Raw genomic sequence first — 4,884 nt, forward strand, 5'->3', positions numbered from 1 at the left:
CGCGCCCGGAGAGGAACCTGCGCGCCCGTGCCAGCTGTTTTTCGCTCACGCCCAGCCGGGTGACCCACTCGCTTTTTCCCAGCGTGCCGATCCAGTAGCAGCTCATGCCGCCCAGCGTGTTGCCCAGCGATGCGGCTGCGACGCACAATACCGGGTCGAGCCCCATGTGCACGAGCACGATCATCACGGCTTCGGAGCTGAACGGGAGGATGCTCCCGGCGATGAATGCCGAGAAGAAAAGTCCCCAATAGCCCCAGTCGGCCAGTATTTGCGAAAGCGATTCCATGCCTTGGTGTCCGATTTTGTGCAAGAGTAGTCTGCCTGCGGGACAAAGATAGCTTTTTTGCCCGAATGGGCTTGCAGGAGCCCTGCAAAATGCGCTAATTTTGTCTGAAACGTAAATCTGACCGCTTATGCTTAAATCGAGACTTTGTATCGCTTTTTTCGCTTTTGCCGTGGGGTGCGCCCCTGCGCAGAAGCCGCTTACCGACTATGTGAACCCCATGCTGGGGACGGCGACGCTGTGGGACAGCGTCGACCTGGGATTCAAACCCACCAAACGGACATGGGGCGCCGAGGTCTTCCCCGGATCGTCGCTGCCCAACGCCATGGTGCAGGTCAGCCCCGTCACCAAGTTCCACAGCGGTGCGGGGTACCAGTATGAAGATTCCGTGATCTACGGCTTTACGCACACCAACAAGGGGCACTGGAACCTTTGCCATATTCCCCTGCTGCCTGTGACGGGTACGCCCACGCCGGGTGACTACTGCTCGCCGTTCAGCCACGAGCGCGAGTCGGCCGCCCCGGGGTATTACCAGGTATTCCTCGACCGTTACGGCGTCGATGCCCAGCTCAGCTCGACGCTGCGCTGTGCATTCCATAAATATACCTATCCCGCGGGTGCCGCGCCCGCCGTGCTGGCAGACCTGCAGCGTTCGAACGAGCATGTGCGTGCGTGGGATATCCGCAAGGAGGGCGACAATGTGTTCGCCGGCTGGCAGCAGACCGGCGAGAAGATGTATTTCTACGCCGTGGCGAACCGTCCCGTGACCGGGATAGAGCCCGTCGTCGAGGGCGACCGCGAGGTGCGCATCGTGCGTTTCGGCGAGGGTGACGGGGCACTGGAGCTCCGGATCGGGTTCTCGTTCGTGAGCGAGAAGAACGCCCGCGAGAACCTCGAGGCCGAGATGCTCGGCAAGAGCTTCGCCGAGGTGCGCTCCGAGGCTACGGCGACGTGGAACGACCTGTTGGGGCGGATCCGCGTCGAAGGCGGCACGGAGCGGGAAAAGGGGCTGTTCTATTCGAGCCTCTACCGTTCGTTCCTCTGGCCGGCGCTGCGCAGCGACGTGAACGGTGAGTTCACCGATGTCGACGGAAAGGTCATCAATCCCGGTTTCCGTTACTATACGGGCCCGTCGTATTGGGACGACTACCGCAATAAGCTGATCCTGCTGGGGATGCTGGCTCCCGATGTGGCGGCCGACGTCATCAGCTCCGATGTCGACAAGGGCGAGAAACGGGGCGGGTTCATGCCCACGTTCTTCCACGGCGACCACGCTTCGGCGTTCGTGGCCGGGACATACCTGCGCGGCAACCGCGGCTTTGACGTCAACCGTGCCTACAACCTCGTGCTGCGCAACGCTACGGTACAGGGCCCGAGCCGTCCCTGGCTCGACGAGTATGTCGCCAAGGGGTACATTTCGGAAATGGACGTCGAGAACCCTGTGACGTGGACGGTCTGTAAGGCCGCCGTCACCAAGACGCTGGAGTACAGCTACGACGACTATGCGGTCGCCCTGCTGGCCGATGCGCTGGGCGACAAGGAGAACCGCGACATGCTGATGAAGCGCACGTCGAACTACAAGAACCTCTTCGACCCCTCGACGGGGCTGATGCGCGGGCGCCTCGAAAACGGCGAGTGGATCACGCCCTTCGACGACCAGTATCCCTACTATGAATATATGTACCGCGAGGCGAATGCCTGGCAGCAGGCGTTCTTCGCACCGCACGACACCGAGGGGCTGATCGGCCTCTTCCCGAGCCGCGAGGCGTTCGGCGAACAGCTGGACAAACTCTTCTCGATTCCGTGGAAAGGATACGAAGTGGACAACCTCTCGTGCTTCATCGGCCAGTACTGCCACGGCAACCAGCCCGACCACAGTTTCCCGTACCTCTATTATTTCATCGGTCGCCAGGAGCGTTCGCAGGAGTTGTTGGATTACATTCTCGACCGCTTCTACGGTATGGGGCCGGAAGGGCTGGCGCTGTGCGGTATGGACGATGCGGGCGAGATGTCGTCGTGGTACGTGTTCAATGCCATCGGCCTTTACACCTATTCGCCGGCCGACCCCGAATATATCGTGACCGTGCCGCTGTTCGACAAGGTGCAGGTCGCGCTGGGCGACGGCAACCGCTGGACGATCCGCCACGACGGTCAGGGGCGTAAGATCACGGGCATCACCTGCGGCGGCAAGCCCGTCGACGGTTGGTTCGTGTCGCACGATGCGCTGAACAAGGGCGAACTGGTGATTTCGACCTCCGAAGAATAACGGCGCAGGGGTGCGGGGGCAACCCCGCGCCCTTCGCCTACCTCGGACGGGAGTTTCGGATGCCGGCCGGAAGGTACCGGAAGATACCTGAATCGGGAAGGTGCAGCCGGGTGTCCGGGCCCGGGAGGATCGTTGCATGAAGCGGCGGCAGGAATACCCCTGCCGCCGCTTCATGCCGTTTCTATGGGGTTGGGGTGTTGTTGGGGTTGGCGGGGCCCGGCTGCTGTTCCGGCCGTGCGGGTCAGGGCTTTTCGGCCCAAATGCGGATGGTCGGGCTTTGCACGTGCACGCCGAATTCGGCGGCTTTGGCGAGTATGCGCCGCGCCAGTGCGGCTTTCTCCGTATCGGGAGCATAGCGGAAATAGGCTTCCGCCGCACGGACGTGCTCGGCGTCGACGAGCGGGAATTCGCGCGTTTCGGGGATGCCGAATGCCGAATCGGGAAGTTCGTGCCGCTCTGCGGCGGTGAGGCGGTCGTGCGGTTTGGTCTGTGTCGTCATGGCTGTTGCAGCATTGGTGTTGTTGCGGGGATACGCAAATTCCCGGCCAGCCGCCGCTTTTTTGCACAGCGGCTGCTTCGTTGCCCAATGTGCTTCGCCCGGTGACGGCGCTTTACGCGATGATTGTGGCAACGATGCGGCGGCCCGGGGCGCGGTTACGGAACTCACAGAGGTAGATCCCCTGCCAGGTGCCGAGGTTGAGCCTGCCGCGGGTGACGGGAATGGTGAGTTCGACGCCCGTGAGCGTCGATTTGGCATGTGCGGGCATGTCGTCGTCGCCTTCGAGCGTATGGGTGTAGTAGGCCTCGCGTTCGCTTACCAGCCGGTCGAAGATCGCCCCGAGGTCGTTGCGCACGTCGGGGTCGGCGTTTTCGTTGATCGAAAGCCCTGCGGAGGTGTGCTTGACGAAGAGGTGTACCAGCCCGGCGTCGGGCAGCGGCTGAAGGTGGCATAGCACCTCGTCGGTAACCAGGTGGAACCCGCGGCTGCGAGGCGTGAGGGTGAATTCTGCTTGCTGAACCATGGTGGAATATTGATGTACGTGTGCAAAGGTACGAAAAATCGCAGTGCCCCTCACGGTGGCGTATCGCCTGTCTCTGTCGGATTTTTGTCGGATTGGCCCGATTGCAGGCGGTTCGGCGGTCGGGGATAATGTCGCAAAGTATTGTAAAATCCGGTATTTATTTTGATATTCGTACAATCAAATCCGATCGTTATGTCCGCCGTCCTGAATTTCCTGTTCCCGGGGGAACCCCGGGATTCCCGCAGCTCGTGGCTGCTGCTTGCTGCGCGTGTCGTTTTCGGCCTGCTGCTGATGTCGCACGGCATCGCCAAGTTGCAGAACTTCGAGGCGCTCTCGGCGACGTTCCCCGATCCGCTGGGTGTCGGGAGCCGGGTGTCGCTCGTGCTGGCCGTTTTCGGGGAGGTCGTTTGCGCGGCCGGGTGTGTGGCCGGGTTATTCTACCGGCTGGCGCTGATCCCGATGGTCTTTACGATGTGTGTGGCTTTCTTTGCGGTACACGGCGGCGATCCCTTTGCCGCACGTGAGCTGGCGCTGGTTTACCTGGTTGTCTTCGTCCTGATGTACGTTGCCGGCCCTGGCCGCTACGCCGCCGATACGCTCATTGCACAACGGATCCGCGCGCCGAAGCGTTAGCCCCGGTTCTTGCTGAGGGTGGGGAGGATAGTAGGGGTGCCGTGAACCCGTTTCGTCCCCGGCCTCCGGCCTGTCGGCCGCCGGATGGAAACGATGAAGGCAGATGCCTTTTATCATCTGCCCTCAGCTTTTTGCGGTCATAGACCTTTTTCGACTTGTGTACCCGGCTGAAACTGACCGGGCGGTCGTGATTCCCGATCTCGGCCTCACGGCTTGCCCTGCGGTTGGCCTTGAGGTAATCACGCAGTCCGTTCGTCTTTGTTTTCATCACTACATCGGTTTTACGGGGACAAAGATAATCGGAATATTTTAAGGGGGAGCGCCCTGAGGCTAATTTCCCGCTCCGGTGCCGTATTATGCCTGCTGCAGGTCGGCGAACCAATAGGAATAGCTCTTTTCCGATCCGTCGTCAAGGCGGATGCGGTAACTTCGGCGCAAAGGCGTGCCGAGCCGGAACGGGACGGGGGTGCGGAAGATCGGCCCGTCGTAACAGAATGTGTGGTATTCGCCGTTCTCGCCGTTGGGATCGACGCCTGCAGGCAGCGAGGCGATGAATGCGGGGTCTATTTCCTGCCCGATGGCGTCGGCACCGAGGCTGTCAGCCATCGTGGTGACGATGACCGTCCTGAGCCCCGAGGCGAGGAAGTCGTGCATCACCATGCCGGAGGATTCTCCCCAGA

Annotated in this window: 5 protein-coding genes and 1 pseudogene; 2 read left to right on the top strand and 4 right to left on the bottom strand. The window is 61.5% G+C overall.

Annotation, left to right across the window (positions count from 1 at the left end; translation table 11 throughout):
* Positions 1 to 286: YqaA family protein (locus tag QVP03_RS01550; protein WP_369677379.1), on the bottom strand; the 286-nt coding region annotated here is incomplete at its 3' end.
* A gap of 127 nt (positions 287 to 413) precedes the next feature.
* On the opposite strand from QVP03_RS01550, the gene QVP03_RS01555 reads away from it, so the two are divergent.
* The gene (locus tag QVP03_RS01555) at positions 414 to 2,549 is read left to right on the top strand and encodes a GH92 family glycosyl hydrolase (RefSeq protein ID WP_018694735.1); all 2,136 of its coding nucleotides are present in this window, start codon (positions 414 to 416) and stop codon (positions 2,547 to 2,549) included.
* 241 nt (positions 2,550 to 2,790) lie between these two features.
* Here QVP03_RS01555 and QVP03_RS01560 read toward each other — a convergent pair whose 3' ends face one another.
* Together QVP03_RS01560 and QVP03_RS01565 are read right to left on the bottom strand one after the other, a co-directional pair.
* On the bottom strand, positions 2,791 to 3,048 hold the full coding sequence (locus QVP03_RS01560) for a DUF6582 domain-containing protein (protein ID WP_022331916.1): 258 nt from the start codon (positions 3,046 to 3,048) through the stop codon (positions 2,791 to 2,793).
* A gap of 112 nt (positions 3,049 to 3,160) precedes the next feature.
* Positions 3,161 to 3,571 (bottom strand): secondary thiamine-phosphate synthase enzyme YjbQ, encoded by a 411-nt coding sequence (locus QVP03_RS01565; RefSeq protein WP_022331917.1) that lies wholly within the window; start codon positions 3,569 to 3,571, stop codon positions 3,161 to 3,163.
* Between the two features lie 192 nt (positions 3,572 to 3,763).
* Here QVP03_RS01565 and QVP03_RS01570 point away from each other — a divergent pair, with 192 nt between their 5' ends.
* Positions 3,764 to 4,204: a DoxX family protein gene (locus tag QVP03_RS01570; protein ID WP_022331918.1), complete on the top strand. Its 441-nt coding sequence runs from the start codon at positions 3,764 to 3,766 to the stop codon at positions 4,202 to 4,204.
* Between the two features lie 354 nt (positions 4,205 to 4,558).
* Here the strand turns inward: QVP03_RS01570 and QVP03_RS01575 are convergent.
* Positions 4,559 to 4,884 (bottom strand): annotated as a pseudogene (locus tag QVP03_RS01575) (ATP-binding protein); the annotation flags it as partial.

Origin of the sequence: Alistipes sp. CAG:29, from assembly GCF_000435435.1 — a bacterium.
GTDB lineage: Bacteria > Bacteroidota > Bacteroidia > Bacteroidales > Rikenellaceae > Alistipes > Alistipes onderdonkii.

What these genes read in the sequence shown, in the direction of transcription:
- QVP03_RS01555 (WP_018694735.1), top strand. Translation starts at nt 414, where the DNA reads ATGCTTAAATCGAGACTTTGTATCGCTTTTTTCGCTTTTGCCGTGGGG.
- QVP03_RS01560 (WP_022331916.1), bottom strand. Translation starts at nt 3,048, where the DNA reads ATGACGACACAGACCAAACCGCACGACCGCCTCACCGCCGCAGAGCGG.
- QVP03_RS01565 (WP_022331917.1), bottom strand. Translation starts at nt 3,571, where the DNA reads ATGGTTCAGCAAGCAGAATTCACCCTCACGCCTCGCAGCCGCGGGTTC.
- QVP03_RS01570 (WP_022331918.1), top strand. Translation starts at nt 3,764, where the DNA reads ATGTCCGCCGTCCTGAATTTCCTGTTCCCGGGGGAACCCCGGGATTCC.